At 33.2% G+C, this 24,219-nt stretch carries 15 protein-coding genes; 8 read left to right on the top strand and 7 right to left on the bottom strand.

Annotated features, from left to right (window positions below; all coding sequences use genetic code 11):
• The first annotated feature begins 21 nt into the window (after positions 1-21).
• The 5 genes from OIU80_RS09235 (at position 22) to OIU80_RS09215 (ending at position 9,907) form a co-directional block, all read left to right on the top strand.
• Complete coding sequence (locus OIU80_RS09235; protein ID WP_264286737.1) at positions 22-1,521, top strand: RagB/SusD family nutrient uptake outer membrane protein; 1,500 nt, start codon at positions 22-24, stop codon at positions 1,519-1,521.
• 273 nt (positions 1,522-1,794) lie between these two features.
• Positions 1,795-3,801: an MGH1-like glycoside hydrolase domain-containing protein gene (locus tag OIU80_RS09230; RefSeq protein ID WP_264286736.1), complete on the top strand. Its 2,007-nt coding sequence runs from the start codon at positions 1,795-1,797 to the stop codon at positions 3,799-3,801.
• Positions 3,802-4,037: 236 nt separating this feature from the next.
• Positions 4,038-6,173, top strand: coding sequence for a beta-galactosidase (locus OIU80_RS09225; RefSeq protein ID WP_264286735.1), 2,136 nt, complete (start codon positions 4,038-4,040; stop codon positions 6,171-6,173).
• Between the two features lie 130 nt (positions 6,174-6,303).
• Positions 6,304-8,607, top strand: coding sequence for an aminotransferase class III-fold pyridoxal phosphate-dependent enzyme (locus tag OIU80_RS09220; protein ID WP_264286734.1), 2,304 nt, complete (start codon positions 6,304-6,306; stop codon positions 8,605-8,607).
• 568 nt (positions 8,608-9,175) lie between these two features.
• Positions 9,176-9,907, top strand: coding sequence for an AAA family ATPase (locus OIU80_RS09215; protein WP_264286733.1), 732 nt, complete (start codon positions 9,176-9,178; stop codon positions 9,905-9,907).
• 45 nt (positions 9,908-9,952) lie between these two features.
• On the opposite strand, the gene mfd is transcribed toward OIU80_RS09215, so the two are convergent.
• Positions 9,953-13,318 (bottom strand): transcription-repair coupling factor, encoded by a 3,366-nt coding sequence (mfd, locus tag OIU80_RS09210; protein ID WP_264286732.1) that lies wholly within the window; start codon positions 13,316-13,318, stop codon positions 9,953-9,955.
• Positions 13,311-13,916, bottom strand: a complete 606-nt coding sequence (locus tag OIU80_RS09205; protein ID WP_264286731.1) for a hypothetical protein — start codon at positions 13,914-13,916, stop codon at positions 13,311-13,313. Before OIU80_RS09205 ends, mfd begins: the two co-directional genes overlap by 8 nt.
• A gap of 228 nt (positions 13,917-14,144) precedes the next feature.
• On the opposite strand from OIU80_RS09205, the gene OIU80_RS09200 reads away from it, so the two are divergent.
• Both OIU80_RS09200 and OIU80_RS09195 read left to right on the top strand, forming a co-directional pair.
• Positions 14,145-15,092 (top strand): L-threonine 3-dehydrogenase, encoded by a 948-nt coding sequence (locus OIU80_RS09200; RefSeq protein ID WP_264286730.1) that lies wholly within the window; start codon positions 14,145-14,147, stop codon positions 15,090-15,092.
• A 194-nt stretch (positions 15,093-15,286) separates the two neighbouring features.
• On the top strand, positions 15,287-16,483 hold the full coding sequence (locus OIU80_RS09195) for a DUF418 domain-containing protein (RefSeq protein ID WP_264286729.1): 1,197 nt from the start codon (positions 15,287-15,289) through the stop codon (positions 16,481-16,483).
• 83 nt (positions 16,484-16,566) lie between these two features.
• On the opposite strand, the gene OIU80_RS09190 is transcribed toward OIU80_RS09195, so the two are convergent.
• The 5 genes from OIU80_RS09190 to OIU80_RS09170 all read right to left on the bottom strand — a co-directional run bounded on the left by OIU80_RS09190 (position 16,567) and on the right by OIU80_RS09170 (position 23,381).
• Positions 16,567-18,444, bottom strand: coding sequence for a M1 family metallopeptidase (locus OIU80_RS09190; RefSeq protein ID WP_264286728.1), 1,878 nt, complete (start codon positions 18,442-18,444; stop codon positions 16,567-16,569).
• A gap of 62 nt (positions 18,445-18,506) precedes the next feature.
• Positions 18,507-20,141: a S8 family peptidase gene (locus tag OIU80_RS09185; RefSeq protein ID WP_264286727.1), complete on the bottom strand. Its 1,635-nt coding sequence runs from the start codon at positions 20,139-20,141 to the stop codon at positions 18,507-18,509.
• A gap of 247 nt (positions 20,142-20,388) precedes the next feature.
• Positions 20,389-21,246, bottom strand: coding sequence for an MBL fold metallo-hydrolase (locus OIU80_RS09180; protein WP_264286726.1), 858 nt, complete (start codon positions 21,244-21,246; stop codon positions 20,389-20,391).
• 103 nt (positions 21,247-21,349) lie between these two features.
• A complete protein-coding gene (locus tag OIU80_RS09175) occupies positions 21,350-22,417 on the bottom strand; it encodes a M48 family metallopeptidase (RefSeq protein WP_264286725.1) in 1,068 nt (355 codons plus the stop codon).
• A 4-nt stretch (positions 22,418-22,421) separates the two neighbouring features.
• Positions 22,422-23,381 carry a YjgN family protein gene (locus tag OIU80_RS09170; RefSeq protein WP_264286724.1) on the bottom strand — a complete coding sequence of 320 codons (960 nt, stop codon included), beginning with the start codon at positions 23,379-23,381 and terminating at the stop codon, positions 22,422-22,424.
• A 498-nt stretch (positions 23,382-23,879) separates the two neighbouring features.
• On the opposite strand from OIU80_RS09170, the gene OIU80_RS09165 reads away from it, so the two are divergent.
• On the top strand, positions 23,880-24,209 hold the full coding sequence (locus tag OIU80_RS09165; protein ID WP_129540185.1) for a HesB/IscA family protein: 330 nt from the start codon (positions 23,880-23,882) through the stop codon (positions 24,207-24,209).
• Positions 24,210-24,219 lie beyond the last annotated feature (10 nt).

Here is a 24,219-nt window from a genome sequence, read left to right as displayed (position 1 = left end):
ACTATTATAAAAAACATAATCATGAACAAGATATTTTTTATATTATCCGTTATAGGTTTATTCACAATCACTGGTTGCAGTGACTATTTAGACCAACAATCTCCCGATCAACTTACCTCAGAGAATTTCTGGAGGAACAAATCTGATGCCGAATCAGCTTTGGCAGCAACCTATTCGCAACTCGAAGGTGCTGTCGATCAATGGTATTTTGCCGAAGTTAAATGGCCAGTCGAAGCATATCGTGAAGACATTTGCGATTTAGGAAGTGATGCATTAAATTACCCAAACTGGGTAGAACTTTCAACATTTACCTACACAAATGGTAATAGCCAATTTACCGAATATTGGAGAATCAATTATAGAGGAATTAGTAATGCTAATCAGGTTATAGATAAGTTACCACAACTTCCTTCAGCAACTATCACCGATGCCGACAGAGCACAAATAGATGCCGAAGCTCGTTTTTTACGTGCCTATTATCACATGAAATTATTGCTTAACTGGGAGCAAATTTATGTTAGAAATAAATACATTATTAAAGAAAGTGATTTAAACATACCGTTATCAACACGTGCACAAGCTTGGGATTTCATTACAAGCGAGCTTAAAATTGTAGCTGCAATATTACCTCCTAAACAACCACAGGACAAAACCGGTCGTGCTACCAGCGGAGCTGCCAACAGTTATTTAGGGTTTGCTTATTTAACCAGAGCTTACGAGGAGACAGCTCAAAAACAAACCTACTTAAATGAATCTCTTGCTGCTTTAAATAAAGTACAAGGATATGATTTAGTTAAAGATTATGTGTCTATGTTTGATGGTACTACCAAAAATTCTAAAGAATCTATATTCGAATTACAATTCTCAGAAACAACTGCCAATGGTGCGTTCTATCGTAATGCGCTCCACTATTGGATGGCTGCTGCAGAACTTGGCGGATGGGATGAGATTCTTCCTAGCACAATGCTTGTAAACGAATTTAAAAAAGAAGGAAAAATAGCTACTACAGGAAATTACGATTCTCGTATTTATAGCACACTTTTCTTTAAAGACCCTTACTTTAATGATCCAGATAACCCAAGAGTATTAGGAACTACTTATGATGATAAATTTGGTGATACAGACAAACCAGTATTCCGTAAATTTATACCTAGCACACAAGAAAAAATGGATCAGGAATTTACAGCAATCAACGTTCCGCTTATGCGTTATTCGAATGTATTATTGATGCAAGCCGAAGCATTAAACGAATTAGGTCGTACACCAGAAGCTATTCCATACATTAACAAAGTTCGTGACAGAGCCGATATGCCTGCAATGACTGGTACAACTGGTAATGAGGTAAAAGCTCAAATCGAACACGAAAGAATACTAGAATTTCCGCTAGAAAACTATCGCTTTTATGACTTACGTCGTTGGGGCAAAACAAAATCAGCACTTGATGCTGTAGCCCGCACTGGTTTTGATGCATCAAAAAACAATTTTTATCCAATACCATTAACAGAATTACAAGCAAATTAATCCATTGAATTATTTTAATTTTTAAAAGAATAGCCCTATATTTCTTGGGCTATTCTTTTTATATAATCATAACTTGTTGCAGTAATAATTTTTAACACATAGAAACATAGGTTTATAAAAAAAGACGTTTCACTCAAAATAAACCGCATAGAAAGCTATGCGTTAAATACCTTTTTTACGGATTACACTAAACGACATTATGCTTATCAATTGATACCGATTTACAAGAAAAAATACATCTTAAAATAAAAAACTCCATAAAGACGAAACAACATGGGCAAAAGGCAAACACTTTTTATTCTTTCATTCTTTTTTATATTACAATCCAGTTGGGCACAAAAAGACTTTCCGATTTTAGAATCTTCAAAAAACAGTATAAATTACAAAGGAAATCCGGCAAAAGCTACCGATAGAAAATCATTAGTTTTCTCGGATAAAGGAGCTTGGTTCGGATTCGGATTCTTAGAACCATCCGGAGTTCAGGCTGGCTTTTCAGGTCCTTTTTTAATGACAGAACAAAACGGAGTTTGGTTAAGTCCATCATTTGTTTCCTTACAACTTAATGACGAGAACAAACAAGAAATTATCAACTGGAAAACGGCATTAGTAAGTCAAAACAGCTACAATAGCCACTTAGAACAACAATTTAAAAACGAAAAATTAGATATAAAACAACAACTTGTTTTCTTATCAGGACATTCGGCATTACAAAAAACAAGTATTACTAATACATCTGGAAAAGCAATAACGCTTTACCCATCTTATGGTTCGACTATTTTTTTAGATGATTTACAGTTATCCAAAGAAGGTAAAACTTTAAAAATCGTTTCCACGAAAAGTACAGCTGTGGGTTACATTCAGTTTATTAATACTACACCTGAAATTGAAATTACCAAACAAGGTTATAAAACTCAAACAGAAAAATTGGTATTAAAACCAAACGAAACCAAAGAAATAGTTGTTTCTCAATCCTTTATTTTCTCACAATATTCATGGAAAAATGAAAATGAAATTATAGCAAAAACAACATTTAACACCCTGCTTAAAAAAACACAAAAAGAAAAAGAAACTCAATTGGCACAATTAATTGCCAAGAAAAAAGCAATTTACAAAGACAATACTTATTCTGATTTAGTAGCAAAACTGGTACTTACATTGCAAAACAATACCCGAATTGCTGCCGAAGGTTTAAAACATGGTGGGCTTTTCCCAAGTTACAATTACGAATGGTTTCATGGTTTTTGGGCATGGGACAGTTGGAAACACGCTGTTGCTGTTGCCAATTATGATTCTGAATTAGCAAAAGATCAAATGCGTGCACTATTTGATTATCAGGAACCAAACGGATTTATTCCGGATTGTGTTTACAGAAATAATCTTATCGAAGAAAACAATTACCGAAACACAAAATCTCCACTTGCAGCATGGGCAATCTGGAAAATTTATGAAAAAACCAAAGATGCTAATTTTATAAAAGAGTTTTATCCAAAACTAAAATCATATCATAACTGGTGGTACAAAGAACGTGACCACGATCAAGATGGAATATGCGAATTTGGTTCTACAGATGGTACATTGGTTGCAGCAAAATGGGAAAGCGGAATGGACAATGCTGTACGTTTTGATGATAGCAAAATCCTGAAAAACGGAGACAAAGCCTATTCTTTAGACCAAGAAAGCGTTGACTTGAATTCATTTTTATATGCCGAAAAGAACTATTTAAATAAAATGGCTCAAGTTTTAAAATTGAATGAAGAAGCTAAAAAATGGCAAGACGAAAGTGTAGCATTAAAAGCTAAAATTCAAACTCAATTTTGGGATCCAACAACAGGTTGGTATTACGATACAACAATCGACGGAAAAACATTGATAAAAGCAATGGGATGTGAAGGTTATTTACCTATTTGGGCTGAGGTAGCTACTACTGAACAAACTAAAGCAATGAAAGAAAACATGATGAATCCAACTATTTTCAACACTTTTGTTCCTTTACCAACATTGGCAGCAAACCACCCAAAATTTAAACCAGAACGTGGCTATTGGAGAGGACCAATTTGGCTTGACCAAAGTTATTTTGGTATAAATGGATTAGAAAAATACGGTTATACATCCGAAGCAAACCAATTGGCACATAAACTCATTCATAATGCTGAAGGAGTTCTGGACAAAGGCACTTCTATAAGAGAAAATTACCAACCGCTTACAGGAAAAGGAATGGAAGCCTTTAACTTTAGCTGGTCGGCCTCACATTATTTAATGCTTCTTTTAGAAGATAAATAATTAAGCTACTAATTGTAATTATTTTTAACACATAGAAACATAGTTTACAAATTTCGAAAAAGGCGTTTCACTCAGAAATAAAACACATAGTGCTATGCAAAAAAATCGAGATTTTCTAGAGAAGACCTTAAGTTTTAACTTTTAAATCTATGTTTCTATGTGTTAAATCCCTTTTTTATGAATTACAACCATAAATAACAAATTACCTATATTCGATTAACCCAATACAACCAAGAATGTTCAAGCAAAATACACCTTTAGTTAAAATTTTATTTACACTATTGCTTATTGCAAATTGTAATTCGACTCCCGTTTTTTCTCAAAGTAAAAAAACCACCGCTACAGAGAAGAAAGACCCACAACGGTTTTTTTCAAAACCAGATTTAATGCAAATTGGTGTTTACTATTATCCTGAGCAATGGCCAAAAGAACAATGGGAACGCGATTTAAAAAACATAAAAAAACTAGGATTTGAGTTTACGCATTTTGCTGAATTTGCTTGGACTTATATGGAACCCGAAGAAGGCAAATATGATTTTAAATGGCTTGATGATGCACTTGCCATTGCTGAAAAAGAAGGCTTAAAAGTGATTCTTTGTACTCCAACTCCAACTCCACCAGCTTGGATGGGAGATAAATATCCTGAAATTTATTTGGTAGATGCAAGCGGACGTCGCAGAGAGCACGGCAATAGAGCGAATGTATCTATAACAAATGAAAAATACCGAGAATTTACAGATCAAATAGTGGCCGAACTTGGAAAAAGATACGGTAAAAATAAAAATATCATGGGCTGGCAAATCGACAATGAACCATTAGGTACTGCCGATTTTAGTCCTTCAGCTCGCAAAGCATTTCAAATTTGGCTTAAAGCCAAATACGGAACTATCGAAAAATTAAATACCGAATGGGTTGGAAATTTCTGGAGTACCCGTTATAATAACTTCGAACAAATCGTTTTACCTAATGCAGAAATTTATTTTGAAGATAAATTAAGCCCTCATGCCGTTTTAGATTTTAAACGATTTACCTCAGATGCACAAGGTGAATATTTGAATAGACAAGCCGAGATACTTAGAAAGTATGTTGATCCAAAACAATGGATAACAACCAACTTTACCAATGTAATTTATGATGCCGACCCAAGAAGTGCCAACAAAATGGATTTCATTACGTATACGATGTATCCTGTAAGTGGTCAAAATCCTTTGGGAGGAGATAGTTTTAGAATGGGATCACCTAACAAAATATCTGAAGCCAACGATTACTATAGATCTATAAGCGGTGTTACTGGTATTATGGAATTACAACCTGGGCAAGTAAACTGGGCAGGGATTAACCCACAATTACAACCTGGAACGGTTCATATGTGGATCTCACAAGCTTTTGGCGGTGGTTGTTCATTTACTTGTACGTACAGATACAGACACCCACTAGGAAGTAGCGAAATGTACCATGACGGAATCGTAGGAACAGATGGGGTAACACTTACAACAGGCGGAAAAGAATTTGTACAATCTATTGAAGACATGAAATTACTTCGTAAAGAGTACAATCCTAAAGCAGTAATTCCACAAGAAATTGCAAAAAGAAAAACAGGATTTTTATGGAGTCATGAGAACCTTTGGGATTTAGAAAACCAAAAACAAACCGAATTCTGGAGTACTTGGAGACATAGAAATACTTATACAACAGCTATAAAATCGACTGGTGCTCCAGTAGATTTTATTACCGAAAACGATGACTTCTCTGCTTACCCATTTATCGTTGCTCCTGCTTACCAGCTTATAGATCAGAAATTGGTAGACAAATGGACCAAATATGTTGAAAACGGAGGAAGCTTAATCCTTTCTTGCCGTACGGGTCAAAAAGATAGAAACGGACATTTCTTTGAAGCCAATTGGAGTGCACCAATTGTACCGTTAATCGGTGCTGATGTAGAGTTTTTTGACATGCTTGTTGCCAATGTAAACGGAACAATAACTACAGGAAACAATACTTATAAATGGAATACCTGGGCAGATGTCCTAAATCCTAAACAAGGAACAGAAGTGTTGGCAACCTATGCAGATCAATTTTATAAAGGTAAAGCAGCAGCTGTTACAAGAAAACTAGGCAAAGGAACTGTTACTTATATTGGAGCAGAAAGTAAAGATGGAAGCCTAGAAAGACAAGTAGTTCGTACTATTTATGAACGTGCAAAAGTAGCTATCGAAGATTTACCAAAAGGTGTTTTTGTAGAATGGAGAGATGGTTTTTATGTAGGTGTAAATTATACAAACGAGCCTATAAACTTACCAATTCCTCAAGGAAGCAAAATTCTTGTGGGACAAAACCCATTACAACCAGCACAAGCCATTATTTGGAAATAAAAAAAAGTCAAAATTTAATTCCTGCAAGGTTTCAAAAACCTTGTAGGTATAATTAAGACACCTACAAGGTCAAAAAAAGGCCTTGCAGAATTACGAGAAAACAGACAAAACAACTTAATAAACATTACCAATGATTTTTTCAGAAACAGACATTCAGCAATTAGCGATAGAACATTATGGATTATCCGCTACCGTAAAAGCATTAGACGGATATGATGAATTGAATTTTATCTTAACCGATGAAAAAAATCAGAAGTATATATTAAAGCTTTCCGATGAAAATCAGCCGTATCCTTTTCTAGATGCGCAGGTAAAAATCATTCAGCATTTAAGCAAAAGTCCATTAGCCAAAAGTTTCCAGCAGTTTTCTATCAATAAAAACGGAGAAGCCTTAACGCAAATAATTAGAGACAACAAAACGTATTACATACGAATCCTTAGCTTTCTTGAAGGCACTTTTTGGTACGAACAACCAAACAAATCAAATACTGCGCTTTATAATCTAGGCGCTTTTATGGGGAATATGGACAAATCGCTTCAGGACTTTTCTCATCCGGCAATGCATCGTCATTATACTTGGGACATTAGCAGAGCAAGTGACGCTAATGAAAAACTGAAGTATATTACCAATCACGAACGCAGACGAATTGCGGGGTATTTCCTTTTGCAGTTTGATACCGAGGTGCTTCCGCAAATACATCAGCTTCATCATGCATACATTCATAATGATGCCAATGATTGTAATGTAATGGCGCAAGATGAAAAAACAACCGGCTTGATTGATTTTGGCGATATGGTCTATTCCGCTTTAATCAATAACCTTGCGATAGCTTGCACCTATGCAATTCTTGAAAGTGACGATCCGTTAACAGACGCTTCATTTATAGTAAAAGGGTATCACGAAACATATCCGCTTACAACACAAGAATTAGATTTATTATATTATTTAATTGCAGGAAGACTTTGTATAAGCGTAACACAATCGGCTTATAACGCATCGCTAAATAGTGATAATGCCCATCATTTCATCACCGAGAAACCAGCTTGGGAGTTATTGTACAAACTCATCAAAATAAACCCAATAAAAGCTCAGGACACTTTTAGAAAAGCTTGCGGATTTGATGGCGTAATAAATGATTCCGACTATTCAGATTTATTACAAGCTCGTCAAAAAAATGTAGGTCGAAACCTGAGTATTGGTTACAACCAAAAACTAAAAATCGTAAAAGGAGCATTGCAATATTTATACGATGATAAAGGGCGAACCTTTGTCGATTGTGTAAACAATCCATCACATGTTGGGCATTGCCATCCTGTAGTGGTAAAGAAAATGCAGAAACAAATTGCTACTTTAAACACTAATACAAGATACCTCAACGATACGATACTAGAATATGCCGAAAAACTTACAGCAACATTACCATCGTCATTAAACGTTTGTTATTTCGTAAACTCTGGTAGTGAGGCCAATGACCTTGCTATACGAATGAGTCGCCACTTTACTAAGCAAAAAGATATCATCGTATTGGATCATGCTTATCACGGAACCTCAACAGTTGCCATGGAAATGAGTCCTTACAAATTTGACAGTAAAGGAGGCTTTGGACAAATGCCATGGATTCACAAAGCAATCAATCCCGATTTATATCGAGGTCCTTATAAATATGGCGATGAAAAAGCAGGTGAAAAATATGCCGCCGATGTACAACGAATTATAGAAGATTTAAAAAAAGAAGACAAATCGCCCGCAGTATTTATTTGTGAAACCTTATTGGGAGTTGGAGGTCAAATTCCGTTACCAGAAAATTATTTAAAAACTGTATATGAATACGTAAGAGCTTCAGGAGGAGTTTGTATTGCCGATGAAGTTCAGGTAGGATTTGGAAGAATTGGCGATAAATTCTGGGGATTCGAGCTACAAGATGTAGTTCCAGATATTGTTGTATTAGGAAAACCTATTGGAAACGGTCATCCGCTTGCAGCTGTAATCGTAACAAACGAAATTGCCGATGCTTTTAATAATGGAATGGAATACTTCAATACTTTTGGAGGTAATCCCGTATCAATGTCGGCTGGACTAGCTGTTCTCGAAGTGATTCAAGATGAAGAAATGCAACAACATGCCTTAGAAGTAGGTAATTATCTCATGGATTTACTAAAAGGATTAATGAATAAGTTCCCAATCATTAGTGATGTTCGTGGACATGGTTTATTCATTGGTGCCGAAATGGTAAAAGATAGAACCACTATGGAACCTGCTATTCCTGAAATTGATATTGTTGTCGAAAAAATGAAAGAAAAAGGATATTTGCTAAGTACAGATGGACCTTTGCATAATGTTTTAAAAATAAAACCACCAATGCCATTCAACAAACAAAATGCAGATGAAATGGTACAATTTCTTGAAGAAAGTTTAAACGAGATTAGTCTTTAAAAAATAAATTAATTATCAAATAGTTAATTACAAAAATCGGGTATCATTTCTATCCCGACAAACTAAATAAGAGGATGTCCGAAAAGTAATTTTTCAGACATCCTCTTTGCTTATTTAAAACAATCTTATTCTAATTGCTCAAATTTACTCAACGATAGTGCAGAAATTCTTTATGTACCCTTAGTATTTCAATAATCAGGTTTATGATATTCTAAGTCCCAGAGGGACAATATATTTATAGAAATTAATAAAGTCGTTTTACAAACCCCCATAGAGGGTGACATATATTCTAATCTGAAGATAAACCAAAATATCGCTACGCTGTAGCTTTAACCCAAACCCCTTTAAATTTACTATAAATATGATGCTCCGCTGGAGCAATTATCTATTGCATTTTCTAAAAATTTCAAAAAAACTGCCCGAAAAATACTTTTCGAACAGTCACTTATATTGTTTCTAGAAAACATATCCGTTCAAATGTGCTAATCAATTTTACATTTTAAAAAACTGTTCCACTAAAATGTTTTACTTTTGAAAACTCTCTAATTAAATTAAAATCAACTCGTAAGTGATAGCAAACAAGCCTTATTTAAAAGAAATCTCACTCAAAAGAGAGTTGATTGAAAGTTATGAGAAATACCCTTTTACGATACCTTCTATAAAAGGATTGGATAAAATGGAGTTTCATCCTGATGTTACTTTTATTGTTGGAGAAAATGGTTCAGGAAAATCCACTTTAATAGAAGCAATTGCTTTATGCATGGGGCTAGGACAAGAAGGAGGAAGCAAACATGCTCGTTTTAGTACCCATCAAAATATCTCAGGCCTTTTTAATTATTTGAAGATTATCAAAAGTTATAGCCTTCCCAAAGATTATTACTTTCTTCGTGCCGAAAGTTTCTATAACCTTGCAACCTATATGGAGCAAACTGATAACCTTCAAGGAACGGGACATTCCTTACATGAATGTTCTCATGGTGAATCTTTTATGAAAATTCTTACTGAAAGATTAGGTGATAATGGACTTTATGTTTTTGATGAGCCCGAAGCTGCTTTATCTCCCATGAGACAACTTACACTATTTACTGCAATAGACGAACACGTAAAGAACAATTCGCAATTTATAATCGCTACCCACTCTCCAATCCTGTTAGCATATCCAAAAGCAATCATATATCAATTGGATGAAAGAGGAATACACCAGATTGATTATGAAGAAACAGAACATTTTCTGGTCACCAAAGGTTTCCTTAACAATTATAAAAATATGACGGAGATTTTATTAGATCCTAAAAAATAGAATGCCTCAAATGTAGTTTCATTTAAGGCATTTTATTAATTGATTTTACTCCTGAAACAATTCCATCAACTCCAACGCCTTTTTAATCGATTTTACGTTATCAAAAGTCAATAATAAACGTAAGCCATTAACGGTTTGTTTTTCTTTCATTTTGCAAAGCGTACTGTGTTTTTGCACAAATTGTAAAACGTTTCTAAACTTAGACGATTGATAATAATCGGATTGTTGATCGGATACAAAATATCCAATCATTTTACCTTGTTTCATTATCAGTCTTTCGATACCAACATTCGTAGCAATCCATTTTATTCGGATACTATTAAGTAACGAAATAGCTTGTCTTGGTAATGGTCCGAAACGGTCAATTAGTTTTCTTTCGAATTCTTTTAATCCAGCTTCGTCTTTTATAGCACCTAGTTCGTTGTATAAAACCAAACGCTCCGAAACGTTATTGATATATTCATCTGGGAATAACAACTCAAAATCGGTATCGATTTGCAGGTCTTTTACATATTCCTTAGTATCGATATTATTTTCTTCAGGATATAAATCCTTGAACTCATTTTCTTTTAATTCTTCGATGGCTTCGTTCATGATTTTTTGGTAGGTATCAAAACCAATCTCATTGATAAAACCACTTTGTTCTCCACCTAATAAATCTCCTGCTCCACGAATTTCAAGATCCTTCATGGCTATATTAAAACCACTTCCTAATTCGCTAAATTGTTCTAAGGCCTGAATTCGTTTTCTGGCATCTTCGGTCATTGATGAATATGGCGGACAGATAAAATAACAGAATGCTTTCTTGTTACTTCGCCCTACTCTACCACGCATTTGATGCAAATCTGACAATCCGAAGTTGTTAGCATTATTTATAAAGATGGTGTTGGCATTTGGAACATCCAGACCACTTTCGATAATTGTTGTAGCCACCAGAACATCAAAATCACCATTCATGAACGCTAACATTAATTCTTCAAGCTTGGCACCTTCCATCTGTCCGTGTCCGATTCCGACTCTTGCATTTGGAACCAAACGCTGAATCATTCCGGCAACTTCTTTTATATTTTCTATTCGGTTATTGATAAAGAAAACCTGTCCGTTACGCTGAATTTCATACGAAATCGCATCACGAATCAATTCTTCATTAAACCCAACTACATTTGTTTCTATCGGATAACGATTTGGTGGAGGCGTTGTAATTACGGATAAATCGCGCGCAGCCATTAAGGAGAATTGTAAGGTTCTCGGAATTGGCGTTGCAGTTAATGTCAACGTATCAACATTGGCAGCAATAGTTTTCAATTTATCTTTTACGTTAACTCCAAACTTTTGCTCTTCATCAACAATTAGCAATCCTAAATCTTTAAAGACTACATTTTTGTTTACCAATTGGTGCGTCCCAATTACAATATCTAGTTTTCCTTCGGCTAAATCTTTAAGCGTTTGTGCTTTTTGTTTTGCTGTTCTAAAACGGTTTAAATACCCTACCGAAACTGGCATTTCTTTTAGTCGTTCCGAAAAAGTACGATAATGTTGATAGGCAAGAATTGTGGTTGGTACTAAAACTGCTACTTGCTTACTATTGTCCACCGCTTTAAAAGCGGCACGAATTGCTACTTCAGTTTTCCCAAATCCAACATCACCACAAACCAAACGATCCATTGGTCGATCGCTTTCCATATCGGCTTTTACTTCCTGTGTCGATTTAGTTTGATCTGGTGTATCTTCATAGATAAACGAACTTTCTAATTCGTTTTGCAAATAACTATCTGGCGCAAACTGGAATCCTTTTTCCAATCTTCTTTTGGCATACAACTGAATCAAATTGAATGCAATATGTTTGACACGTGCTTTGGTTTTTTGTTTTAAAATCTTCCAAGCATTCGAACCTAACTTATAAATTTTAGGTGGTGTTCCGTCTTTTCCGTTGTATTTGGAGATTTTATGCAGCGAGTGAATACTCACATACACTATATCATTATCAGCATAAACCAATTTGATAGCTTCTTGCGTTTTTCCTTCAACTTGAATTTTTTGCAAACCACCAAATCTTCCAATACCATGGTCAATATGCGTTACATAATCTCCAACCGATAATGTGGTAAGCTCTTTAAGCGTAATATTCTGCTTTTTAGAATATCCGTTTTTGATATTGAATTTATGATATCTTTCAAAAATCTGATGATCGGTATAACACGTAATCTGATTTTCATCATCAATAAAACCTTGATATAATGGTAAAACTATCGTATGATATTGCTTACGGATATTCTCGGAATTGGCTTCGTCCAACGTTTCAAAAATATCATGAAACCGTTTTGCCTGTGCATCATTTGAACAAAACAAATAATTCTTGTATCCATTAAAATGATTATCACTTAAATTATTCAGCAATAAGTCAAATTGTTTATTAAATGATGGTTGTGGCTGAATATGGAAATCATATTTCTTTGTCGTTTTAAAAATTGGTTTGCTAACCAATTCTACAATCGAAAAATCCAATGCCTTTTTTATAAACGACTTCTGATTTAAGAATAGCTGATCAGGTGTTGCTCGTTTAATTTCTTGCGACAATTTCTCGTAAGCCTCTTCTGCTCGCGCAAATTGCTTATCCAACTGACTTAAAAATCCATCTGTATTCTGGATAAAAAGCACCGTTTTTTCAGAAATATAATCTAGAAAACTCTCTCTATTTTCCTGAAATACTTTGTTCTCGACATTTGGGATAATCGTAATTTTTTTATGTGTCTCAACAGATAACTGCGTGCCAACATCAAAACTTCGAATACTATCAACTTCATTTCCGAAAAATTCGATACGATACGGGTTATCATTCGAAAAAGAAAACACATCGACAATTCCTCCTCGAACCGAAAACTCTCCTGGTTCAGTAATAAAATCAACTCTTTTAAATTCGTATTCAAATAAAACTTCATTAATAAAATCAATTGAAATTTTATCGCCAACTGATACTTTCAGCGTATTCTTATCTAACTCTTTTCGAGTCACTACTTTTTCAAATAGCGCTTCGGGATAAGTAACAATTACTGCCGGTTTTTTTCGCGAATTAATTCGGTTCAAGACTTCTGCTCGTAGTAAAACATTAGCATTATCAGTATCTTCTATCTGATAAGGCCTACGATAAGATCCGGGATAAAACAATACATCTTGTTCTCCGATCATTTGTTCCAAATCATTCAGGTAATAAGCTGCTTCTTCTTTGTTATCCAGAATAATAAGAAAAGGCAGTTCGACTTTCTTAAACAAAGAACGAATTACAAACGAAACTGCAGAACCTAACAGACCGTTAAGATGCAGTTTCACTTCGTTATTTTCTAATAACTGATTCGAAATTTGCTGTGTTTTAGGCAAATTATCGTACGTAGTATATAAAGTACTTTTACTCAACTCTAGGAATATTTGGATCTATAGGTGTATTAGGAATTGCTCTTGCTGTATCCTTTATCATTTTCATCAAATCTGATTCCCCTTCTTCTAGCGGAATTTTATTCTTCTCAACAATTTTATCCATTTGTCTTTCTAGAGAAACCAGTTCTTTATTGATATCACCTATTAAAAAAACAACTTTCTCATCAGGAATTCTATCTAAATGAATATACAAATCCATCATTTTTATCTTAGTAATTAAGATAGAAATTCTGCTTTTTATTTGCGGCTGATTAAATTGTTCTGGAATATTATTATTTAATGCCATCGCTTTTTGAGCAATCGCACTCGATTTTTTCTGAAAAGCACCAATTGTTTTTTTAGGCTTTCCTTTTAATTCTTCAAGAAACTGGCGCCATTCGTTCCAGCTATTTATATTTTCTTCTGAAACTGTATTGATTGGAGTATCATAAAAAATCCAGCCTTTATTGATATTATTAAAAATTAATTCCTTCTTCTTAGCTTCTTTTTTATTTTCAGCAAGTCGCTTTTCATCTTGATTTTGACAAGAATTTAAAAGAAAAACAAAAAGAAGAAAAAGAGATATTCTATATTTCATCGGTTCAAACATTAAGCTACAAAGTTACAAAGTAAATTTACAATTATGAATTCCCCTTTAAGAAGAAGTTATGATTTTATTATTCTGTTTTTAATCAATTCCAGATAACAAAAAAAAGAAGAATAATCTTAAGAAACAGACATCCTTTCTGAGAAGTTCTTAAATAATCAATAGCAAATTAAAATATAATTGCGAAATCGTTACCTTTGCTAGACTAAACCAACTTAAATGAATCCTAAAATATTAATCATTGGAGCTTGCGGTCAAATCGGAACGGAGCTTACACAAAAACTACGTAAATTATACGGAACTGAAAATGTAATTGCATCAGACATTCGTAAATTAAATACTGATGTTGTTAATTCTGGTCCTTTTGAAGTAGTAAATGCCTTAGATTTCAATCAAATCGAGCACCTTGTAGAAGTTCACAAAATAACCGACATTTATTTAATGGCTGCTTTATTATCTGCTACAGCCGAAAAGAATCCAGCATTTGCTTGGGACTTAAACATGAACTCATTATTTCACGTTTTAAACCTAGCTAAAGCAAATAAAATAAAAAAAGTTTTCTGGCCATCTAGTATTGCTGTTTTTGGACCAACAACCCCAAAAGAAAACACTCCACAATACACCATTATGGAGCCTTCAACTGTTTACGGAATTAGTAAGCAAGCAGGTGAAAGATGGTGCGAATACTATCATAACATTTATGGTGTTGATGTACGTAGCATCCGTTACCCTGGTTTAATAAGTTGGTCAACTCCTCCAGGTGGTGGAACAACCGATTATGCTGTTGATATTTTCTACAAGGCTATTGCCGATAAAAAGTACGAATGCTTTTTATCATCAGAAACAAAAATGCCAATGATGTATATGGACGATGCTATTGATGCTACTATTAATATCATGAAAGCTCCTGCTGAGAAGATTAAAATTCATTCTTCATACAATTTGGCAGCAATGAGTTTTACTCCAAACGAAATTGCAAACGAAATTAAAAAACATATTCCTGAATTTGAAATCACTTACAATCCAGACTTCCGTCAAAAAATAGCTGATAGCTGGCCTGCTAGCATCGACGATAGTTCGGCAAGAGAAGATTGGGATTGGAAACATACTTTCAACCTTGAGTCTATGACAAAAGATATGCTTGAGCATTTAGGCGACAAAAAATAAATATCGCATTTATACGATAAAAGTCCATTTTTAAAAGGAATTCCTTTTAAAAATGGACTTTTATTTTTTACAAAAAACATTATTTGTCTTTTAAAATTTGGTTACTTTATAATTTTCATACTTTTGAACAACTTAACAATAGCATAAGTTTTATCAAAAATCATCAATCAAATCACAACAAAAATGTTAATCAAATGACAAATTCACATCACCCAATCAAACAAAGCAAAAGAACTGCCATTGTAGATATTCTTCGGGGCTGGGCCATATTAGGCGTTGCTATTGGTAATTATTCTGGCTTACCGCACATTGATTTACCAAAAAAAACTACGAATAGTATGTTATCTGAAATACTATCTAATTTTGATCAGTTTTTTTTCTCTGGAAAGTCCTGGACTTTATTAACGATCTTGTTTGGCTATGGCTTTGTTATTTTAATTAATAATGTCGCCGCGAAAGGCAAAAATCCAGTTACTTTTTTTAGCTGGCGAATGATATTACTTTTTGGTTTGGCTTTTATTAATTGCTGTTTTTGGTTTGGCGACATCTTAAAAGATTATGCTTTTTTAGGAATTCTATTATTGTTTTTTTACAGATGTTCTACAAAAACGCTAAGTATAATTTGTGCTGTTCTTGTTCTTACAATTCCTTTTTTAATGGCTTATATCAAAGGCTTTAACATCGAAAGAATAGAGATTATCTCCAATCCTGAATATTTAAAATTATATCATTCCGGAAACTGGCTGGACTTTTTTAAATTTAACCTATTGGCTTCTTATTACCAACAAATCATTTCTCCTGGCTATGCTATTATAGCACATATTGTAATGCTCGCCTGTATGCTTTTTGGGATTCTGCTTCAAAAATTAGATTTCTTTAATCGTTTAAACGAAATGAAAAAACTTTTAATATATATACTAATAATCAGCCTGATTTTTGCCGTTATAATCGGTGTTATTTTTTACTTAGCTATTGAAAACAAAGCTGACTTCCTTAAATTCTTCAACCCCTATTACTGGCTTATTTTAAGCACAATGATTTTTATCGCAACGGGAATATGCTTGTTGTACGAAAATGGCAAACTCAAAACTATCTTTAAATACTTTAGTGCTGGTGGGAAAATGACTTTGACAAATTATATGGCTCAAAATATACTCGCTGCTTTTATTTTTTCAGGAATTGGTTTAAATATTGAAAAAACCATGCCATACTGGTTTTACTTTTTATTAGCTGTTTTCATTTTTATAGTTCAATTATTCATTAGCAAATGGTGGCTTTCAAAATACAATTACGGCCCAATTGAATGGCTTTGGAGAGTAACAAGTTACAGACAATTGTTTCCATTTAAAAAACCAACACAAAACAATATTCCCTTAGAAACCAATGCATAAAGTCGAGTATCGACTTATGACAAATAAAAAGCCCTTAAAGAACAATATGTCTTTAAGGGCTTCTTTTATATTTACAAAAAGAATTACTTCACTTCATAAACATTATTAGCAGCTTTCACATCAGCCATTAATCCGCTTGGATCAATGATGATTTTCTTGATCGCACTTTTGCTTTTAGCAATTGTAAAATTATAAGTTGACATTGCCCAAGCCCAGTCATTTAAAACTGTTCTTTTTACAGAAGGATCAGGATTTTCTTTTATAAAGTTCATCATTCGTAACGGAATATAGAAACTCTCTTTTGTCCCATCTGCATATTCTACAGTTAAATCAATAGGCATTGGCATTCTTCCAATTCTTTCTAATGTTACAACTGTTTTATCTCCGCTATCACTTACGTCCTTAATACCATAATCAATTGTATTGGTAGTTTGTGTCCAATCAATTAAATACCAATCTAATTCAGCTCCCGAAACACGTTCAGCAGTTCTTTTGATATCATTTGGTGATGGGTGCTTAAATTTAAAATCGTTATAATATCTTTTTAATGTAGCATCTAGATTATCCTGACCAATTACATAAACCAACTGCGAAAGAAAAATACTTCCTTTTACATAAGATGAAATACTATAAGGTCTATTCTCATCATAACGATCACCGTGTGTCGATTGTGGTTGTTCTTTACCTGATGCAACTAAATTGTAATAAGCTGTATAATTCCCTTTAAATGGGTTTACTACTTTTTTATCTCCAGCCAATTCATTCAATGCTAAATCTTCAACATACGTAGTAAATCCTTCATCCATCCATGGGTGCTTAGACTCATTTGAAGCTAAAACATGTTGAAACCAAGCATGTCCCAACTCATGTGTTGCAGTACCTAACATTCCTTGCAGAGTTCCATTTCCTAACATCAAAGTACACATTGCATACTCCATTCCACCATCTCCACCTTGAATAAATGAATATTGTTTATAAGGATATGGCCCAACTTTATGATTGTAAAAATCCATTACTTTCACCATTAATGGCTGTAGATTCTTCCAATTCTCAATTATCTTTGGGTTATTTTTATAAAAGAAATGTAAATCAACATCGTTTGGTCCTTTTACTACATCATGAATATATTCATTATCGGCAGCCCAAGTAAAGTCATGTACCATTGGTGCTACAAAATGCCATGTAAGTGTTTTGGTTTTTTTAGGATAAACTACAGTAACACCCGCATCTTGATATCCATGACCAATTTCGTTTTTGTTCTGTAAATAACCAGAACCTCCTATTGTATAATCCTTATCAATTGTAATCTTTACATCAAAATTCCCCCAAACACCATGAAATTCTCTTGCAATGTATGGATCAGCATGCCAGCCTTCGAAATCAAATTCGGCTAATTTAGGATACCATTGAGACATTGACAAAGCAACACCTTCTGTACTATTTCTTCCTGCACGACGAACCTGTACTGGAACCTGTCCATCAAACTCTAATGTAAAAGTAGTTTTTGAATTTGGTAAAATTGGTTTAGCCAAAGTAACTTCCATAATTGTCCCCGAAGTTCTAGTTACTGCTGTTACACCATCTTGCTTAAAATTAGTGATATTAAGAAAACCTATTTCATTAGGTTTTAATGTTTTCATACGGCTTTCCTTAATATCTTTACCGTCAACTTTTACCTTATTTATCATTCTTCCATCAGGATCCTTAATAGTTTGGACTCTAGCATCCATCTCGCTTCCTGGCTGAAACGCATTAAAAAATAAATGGTAAAACACTTTTCGTAAAGTATCTGGTGAATTATTGGTATAAACCAATTCTTGCTTTCCTTTGTACAAATAGTTTTTTACATCCATGGATACATCCATTTTATAATCAACATGTTGTTGCCAATAGGGAGCATTTTGAGCAACCAGAGAACCAAAACTAAGGCTCAAAAAAGAAAGTAATATAATTTTTCGCATGGGCTATATAATAAAAAATGGAAGGGTTGCCACCCTTCCATCGGATTAATATTCTTTACAATTTAGTTTTTTGACATTTTTTCTGCCATCAATAACGCATTATAAGCATTTACCATTTTACCTGTTTTTGATGATTCAGTTGACGAAACAGCTACTGGCTTTTCTTCTGGATTTGGATTTTCACCCAAAATCACCATCGCAGGAAGTAAAACACCAGAATTCATTAAAATATGTTTTACCTGTGGAGCAGTTAGCCCAGGATAATACGAACGGATTAATGCTGCAACTCCAGCTGCATTAGGCGAAGCCATTGAAGTTCCTTGTAAATACTTGTATTTATTATTTGGAATCGTTGCATAGATTTCTTCTCCAGGAGCAAAAACATCAACATTTATTTTTCCAAAATTAGAAAAACCTGCTACGACCTTTTCTCCATATACTTTATTTATTGCACCAATTGTAATTAAATTATCTGCAAATTCTTTGATATTATCCTCTGAGTCATTTGGATAATTAATATTCTTTTCAATATCAATATTGTATCCATCATTCCCAGCTGCATGTACAATTAGGACATCTTTTTTAGCAGCGTATTTTATAGCATCATAAACCCATTGTTTATGAGGAGAAAAGCTTTTTCCAAAACTTCCGTTGATTACTTTTGCTCCATTATCTACAGCATAACGTATTGCCAATGCAATATCTTTGTCATACTCATCTCCATCTGGAACGGCTCTCACTGCCATAATTTCAACATTGCTAGCAACACCATCTCCACCTAAATTATTATGACGCAACTGCGCAACAATACCCGCTACGTGAGTTCCGTGTAATGCTTTATCTTTAACTGGTCCAATAACGTTGTTATTTCCGTAACGAGTATCTTTGATATCTTCTGGATTATCTCCTACAATTTTTCGACCATCAAATTCTTTGTTCAGATTAAAATTCAACTGATCATAAACTTGTTCTCTATACTCTTCAAAATCTACTTCAGGATTAAAAGTAGCTCCTGCATTAGTAAAAATTTGAGTCATAATCATTTTACTTCTGGTTACTTTCGGGTCTGTAGAAGTAATAGAACTTAAATCTTCAAGTTTATAGGTATCTTTATTTAATGCTTTTTTTACAGTCGAATGAACTTCTAGTAAAAAATCTACCTGCTGTTTATCTTCTAATGCCTTTTCGTATTTTTCATTATACATCGCTAAGGCATTTTTATATTGCACAGATCCATCATCACCTTTCTTTACAATACGAGTCAGTTCTAAATTTTCGTTTACAGCATCTCCAAGAAAGTTCCAACCATGAACGTCATCTATGAAACCATTTTTATCGTCATCAATTCCGTTACCAGGAATCTCTTTTGTATTCGTCCAAATTTTCCCTTGTAAATCCTCGTGTTCAATATCTACACCTGAATCAACAATTGCTACAATTACCTTTAGCCCTTTTTTATTTTTTAGCAATTCGGCATACGCCTTGTCAACACTCATTCCAGGAATAGTATCTTTTACTAAATCTAGATGACTCCATCTTTTTAATTCATTCTCCGTAACTGGAGCATTTTTTTTAATAATTGCAGGAGCAATTTCAACAACTGGAGGTGTAGTAATCGATGCTTGTTTTGTAGCACCACAACCTGCTAAAACCATTAACGCAAAAGCAGATATGTAAATAGGTTTGATACTATTCATTTATAATAAATTTAATAAAAGTTAAAATATGGGTCTAATTTATGATTTTTTGTTACAAAAAAAAGGCAGATTAACACACTGTTAGGAATCTTACTCAATCTTTTTTCATCAAACTAGAAACGGTTCAAATATAATCATTCTTTAGAAATGATTAATACCAGCTATCACTTATCAATATTAGCATTTAAAAAATCACGTTTTCAAAACTATGAAAACAGGATTTTTTTATGCTTTAAATCTACAATCTTTAAAGAATCTCTTCACAAGTAAAAATATCTTTAAGCCTTACTCCTTTTTCTGTATGTTCAACCGTTATAATTTGATTATGTGCATCGTGCTCTAAGAACAAATAATAATTATTATCTGCTGCTTCACTAAGAAACTTAGACTTCTCAGGCATAGTCAATAATGGTCTTGTATCATATCCCATAACATATGGCAACGGAATATGTCCGGCTGTAGCCAATAGATCAGCACAAAAAACAATCGTTTTATCCTGATACTGAATATGTGGAATCATTTGTTTTTCAGTATGTCCATCAGCAAAGAAAATTCCAAAGCCGAGTTCCGAAGCTGAAAGAAAATCTGCCTCGGGTCGTTTTATAAAATTTAATTGTCCATTTTCTTGCATTGGCAAAATATTTTCAGACAAAAAGGAAGCTTTTTCACGAGCATTAGGTTTCGTTGCCCATTCCCAATGATTTTCATTACTCCAATATTTAGCATTTTTAAAAGCTGGTTCATAACCAGTTTTGTCAGCATTCCATTGTACACTTCCTCCACAATGATCAAAATGCAGGTGTGTCATAAAAACATCAGTAATATCATCTCGGTGAAAACCATATTTTGCCAACGATTTATCTATCGAATGGTTTCCCCAAAGCGAATAATATCCAAAAAATTTATCCGATTGTTTATTCCCCATCCCAGTATCGATCAAAATAAGTCGGCTACCATCTTCAATAAGCAAACATCTTGCAGCAATATCTATTAAATTATTTTCATCGGCAGGATTGGTTTTATTCCAAATCGTTTTAGGCACAACACCAAACATGGCACCACCATCTAATTTAAAATTTCCTGATTCTATTGGGTAAAGTTTCATTGTGTTTTTATTATAAGGATTAAAAAAACAAAATGGAGAGATAAAAATCTCTCCATTTAATATTCTTTGCAATTTAAGAAAATTCCAATTATTAATAAATAAACTAATACTTAATCTCTTTGAATAATTTTTTCAATCTTGGATTTTCTTTAAATACAAATGATTTTGTTTTTATCATTTCATCTATATAACCAATTCTTTCAGTAGTTACCGGATGTGAACTTAAAAATTCTGGGATCGAAAAATTCTTTTCTCCTTGCAATCTCTTGAAAAGTGTTGACATCCCTTCAGGGTTAATTTTATTCAATGTCATTATTTCAAATCCATCTAAATCAGCTTGACGCTCAAATTCTCTAGAAAAAGAAAGAGACTGAATCATATTAACATTATCTCCCAAAACTGCCATCACTCCATTGGCGTCACCTAAAACCGTAGAAACAAATAAATAACCAGATAAATTACGACATAACATTTTCATCGAATGTCGGTTATTAACATGTGATGCTTCATGACCTATTAAACCAACTAATTCATCATAGCCCGTCATCGAATCAATTATTCCAGTAAAAACAACAATATTTCCATCTGGAAGTGCAAAAGCATTAACTTCACTCGAATTTACAACTGTGAATTTTAATTTTTTAGTGTTATTTAATTTCAACTCTTTTGCGAACAAATTCAGAGCCTTAGTTTTAGAACTATCTATAGAACTAAAAGTCATATTCTGTTCATAAAATGTATCTCCTAATTTATTATCATAATCCTCTGGAATCAAAACAACCGATTTTTCAGCAACCCACGGAATAACAAATATATACCCTAAGACAATAAAGATTAAGATAAATACAGCTAGAATAACATGTGACTTAAGCCCTAAATCAATTAATCTTTGATACCAATCTATATATCCATTCTTCTTTCTAAAGACATTTACACTTGATATAAAATCAATATTTTTGACTTTTATATTTTGGAGAATTTCTTCTCCATGTTCCAAATTTAGTACACTCCCCTTTTTTCCGAATACAATATCATTAAGTTTCCAAAAATGCAATTTATTGTTGGCCGTCTTAAAAGCAAATCCTTTTTTTTCTTTATCAAAGATTAATTCTATTTCTTGAGGGACAGAAGACACACCATCATAAAAAATTCCGATTGTTCTTTCTTTCATATTATTAAATTACAAAATCTAAATCTAAGAAATCACTAATATCCTCTCCGGTAGCATCTTTAAAATTATCTTCTGTCTGGGCAATTGAATCTAAATCTATATTACCTTCTAATTTAATATTCTCAAAAATGTATTTCATTGATCTCGTAACAACCCAAGCATATCCAAGTCCAAGTGTAAAGACAATAATCAATAAATTCACAATAGCTAATCCTGCAAAACCACCACCAGTTACAGTCGAAGTTAAAGTAATTTCTTTCCCGTCCTGATTTAAACTTAAATTATCAACATAATATTCAAAAAGATCTTTTTGCCACCAAAAACTATAAATTCCAAGAGTAAATACAGTCAAAAAATATCCTTTTAAATTCAATACAAAATAATCAGCTCCATCTCCATCATAATTAAATTCCACATCACCAAATCGAACATTTCCTAATAAATAATTTCTCAGGTTAATTGACATCCAAGATCCATAAATTCCAAAAGTAATGATGGTAAAGAAAATCCATTTAAAGAAATTTGTTATAAGTTCTTTTCTGTCTCCTCTATATCCAAAACGAATTCCTCTCCAAGAAGTTCTCGACATTCTATATCTATAAGAACCATGAATTGCAAGAGGTAAAATAGCAAAAAATCCTAGATAAAATAGCAGCAATCCAATAAAAGGAATTTTTAAATATAGAAACAAAAACAAAAGTGCATAAAGTAAAACAAAAATAAAAATAGCTTTAATAAAGCCTTTGAACATCTCTTTACCTGTACCATGAAAAGAAAAACTATCACCATTCAATGATGTTTCTCCATAAAGGAACTGAAGTTTTCTTGCTTTAGCCCAAGGGTAATAAAATCCAAGAGTAACTATCGTTAATAACCAATTAACAACAATAACACTGAAGAATGCATTTCCGCTTCCATTAAATTGTAACTCATAAGTTGTAGAACTTTGTAAAGGTTTATCCATAAATTTTTTTATTAAATTAATCCGTTAAAAACGGGCAAATATATAATTTCTTTCTTATTAAAAAAGTTATAAAGACTTTCATTGTCATTCTACATTAGTCATAATTTATTCTAATACAATCAAACTGTTCCCTACTATTTTTTTTATCTCAAAAATTGACAAAACATACTCCTTTTCAAAACTTCTTCCTGATAACTACCCATTTTTTTAGAATTATCATTCTAGTGTCGTCCTCTTCATAAGTATAAACACTTGTATTACTTAGCAATTAATATAGTCCATGTTATCATCTTACCAAAAATACTATTATAGGATTCATCTCTTTTTTTAAGTTACAAAATCAGAAATTATATTTTGTATTAAAATAATCTCTTACAAATTCAGTAATCGAAATAAATATTATCTATTTTAACATTTGTTATAATAATGTGAACCGTTATGGAAAAAGGTTTTTATATAGTATCTTTGCAAACAATTTAGACAATAATCTATATAACAATGATAAAGGTTTCTGATTCTGCCAAAAAGAAAATTATCGACTTAATGAAAGACGATGGTTTTGATGCCGCACATGACTACGTAAGAGTAGGAGTGAAAAGTGGTGGGTGCTCCGGTTTATCATATGATTTAAAATTTGACAAAACCAAAGGAGACGACGATAAAATATTCATAGACAACGACATAACTATTGCTGTCGAAAAAAAATCATTTCTGTATTTAGCTGGAACAATATTAGAATTTTCAGGTGGATTAAACGGAAAAGGATTTGTATTTAATAATCCAAACGCAAGTAGAACTTGTGGTTGTGGCGAAAGTTTTTCACTTTAGCCAAACGTCG

Origin of the sequence: Flavobacterium frigoritolerans (assembly GCF_025847275.1) — a bacterium.
Classification (GTDB): Bacteria; Bacteroidota; Bacteroidia; order Flavobacteriales; family Flavobacteriaceae; genus Flavobacterium; species Flavobacterium frigoritolerans.
This window is presented reverse-complemented; position numbering and strand designations above follow the sequence as displayed.

Bases quoted from the DNA above. Each gene is read 5' to 3' on its own strand.
- OIU80_RS09175 (WP_264286725.1), bottom strand. From the start codon at position 22,417: ATGAAAGAAAGAACAATCGGAATTTTTTATGATGGTGTGTCTTCTGTC.
- OIU80_RS09205 (WP_264286731.1), bottom strand. From the start codon at position 13,916: ATGAAATATAGAATATCTCTTTTTCTTCTTTTTGTTTTTCTTTTAAAT.
- OIU80_RS09200 (WP_264286730.1), top strand. From the start codon at position 14,145: ATGAATCCTAAAATATTAATCATTGGAGCTTGCGGTCAAATCGGAACG.
- OIU80_RS09230 (WP_264286736.1), top strand. From the start codon at position 1,795: ATGGGCAAAAGGCAAACACTTTTTATTCTTTCATTCTTTTTTATATTA.
- OIU80_RS09220 (WP_264286734.1), top strand. From the start codon at position 6,304: ATGATTTTTTCAGAAACAGACATTCAGCAATTAGCGATAGAACATTAT.
- OIU80_RS09180 (WP_264286726.1), bottom strand. From the start codon at position 21,246: ATGAAACTTTACCCAATAGAATCAGGAAATTTTAAATTAGATGGTGGT.
- OIU80_RS09235 (WP_264286737.1), top strand. From the start codon at position 22: ATGAACAAGATATTTTTTATATTATCCGTTATAGGTTTATTCACAATC.
- OIU80_RS09195 (WP_264286729.1), top strand. From the start codon at position 15,287: ATGACAAATTCACATCACCCAATCAAACAAAGCAAAAGAACTGCCATT.
- OIU80_RS09170 (WP_264286724.1), bottom strand. From the start codon at position 23,381: ATGGATAAACCTTTACAAAGTTCTACAACTTATGAGTTACAATTTAAT.
- OIU80_RS09190 (WP_264286728.1), bottom strand. From the start codon at position 18,444: ATGCGAAAAATTATATTACTTTCTTTTTTGAGCCTTAGTTTTGGTTCT.
- OIU80_RS09185 (WP_264286727.1), bottom strand. From the start codon at position 20,141: ATGAATAGTATCAAACCTATTTACATATCTGCTTTTGCGTTAATGGTT.
- OIU80_RS09225 (WP_264286735.1), top strand. From the start codon at position 4,038: ATGTTCAAGCAAAATACACCTTTAGTTAAAATTTTATTTACACTATTG.
- OIU80_RS09165 (WP_129540185.1), top strand. From the start codon at position 23,880: ATGATAAAGGTTTCTGATTCTGCCAAAAAGAAAATTATCGACTTAATG.